This window comes from Nocardia sp. NPDC004568 (genome assembly GCF_040609955.1).
In the GTDB taxonomy this organism is placed as follows: Bacteria; Actinomycetota; Actinomycetes; order Mycobacteriales; family Mycobacteriaceae; genus Nocardia.
In genome coordinates, this window is the sequence record NZ_JBEXLL010000199.1 from 1 (window position 1) to 1024 (window position 1024).

Annotated in this window: 1 protein-coding gene; it reads left to right on the forward strand. The window is 65.9% G+C overall.

Annotated features, from left to right (window positions below):
- Positions 1 to 217: 217 nt before the first annotated feature.
- Entirely contained in the window at positions 218 to 1003 is a 786-nt protein-coding gene (locus ABZV91_RS32525; protein WP_355249541.1) for an IS5 family transposase, read from the forward strand.
- Positions 1004 to 1024 lie beyond the last annotated feature (21 nt).

Here is a 1024-nt window from a genome sequence, read left to right on the forward strand (position 1 = left end):
GGGGGATGAGTCGCTGTCAGGCCTGGAGGTGCTGGACCGGCGAGTGTGGTTGCCGGTGGATGTTCGGCCTCCGGCGTGGCATAGCCGGAACATGAAGAACTCCTGGTAGATCACCGGTTGTCGAGACCATGTTCTGCCAGGAGTTCGTGTGCCAGTATTGCCGAGTTGTCTGTGTTCGTCATGCCCGGCCCACGGAAAGCCGACGACGCCGTGTCCGGTGTATCCGTCCTCGTGCAACGACGAGCAGTGGGCGCTGTTGGAACCGCTGCTACCCGCACCGGGCAACACCGGCGGCAAGGGTGGGCGTAGTGAGAAACATCCCCGCCGCCTGGTCCTGGATGCGATCTTCTACCTGGTGCGTGGCGGCATCGCCTGGCGGGCGCTGCCGACCGACTTCCCGCCCCCGACGACCGTCTACGACATCTTCCGCCGCTGGACCAAAGCCGGTGTGTGGCAACAGATCACCGACATATTACGCGACCGGATCCGGGTGCGAGCGGGCCGCGCGCCCATCCCGACAGCAGCGATCATCGACTCCCAGTCGGTGCGGGCCGCCGACACCGTGCCCGCCGCATCGCGCGGATGGGACAACGGTAAGAAAGTCGGCGGCCGCAAGCGCCATATCGCCACCGATACCATGGGCCTGCTGCTGGCGGTCGTGGTCACAGCCGCCAGCACCCAGGACCGCGACGGAGCGGTCCCGCTGCTCGCCAAGCTTCGGGAACGGTTCTCCACCATCACCTTGACCTGGGCGGATTCCGGCTACACCGGCCGACTGGTGCACTGGGCGCGCCAGGTCCTCACCATTGCCGTAACGATCGTCAAACGCACCGAGCCCGGGTTCGTCGTGCTGCCACGCCGCTGGGTTGTGGAACGAACACTGGCCTGGATCAGCAAACACCGCCGCTGCGTCCGCGACTACGAAACCCGGCCCGACCACCACGAGGCCATGGTCTATATCGCCACCATCATGACCATGTCACGCCGACTCGCCCGAGCATGACCGAGTTCCCGGACGCCCACT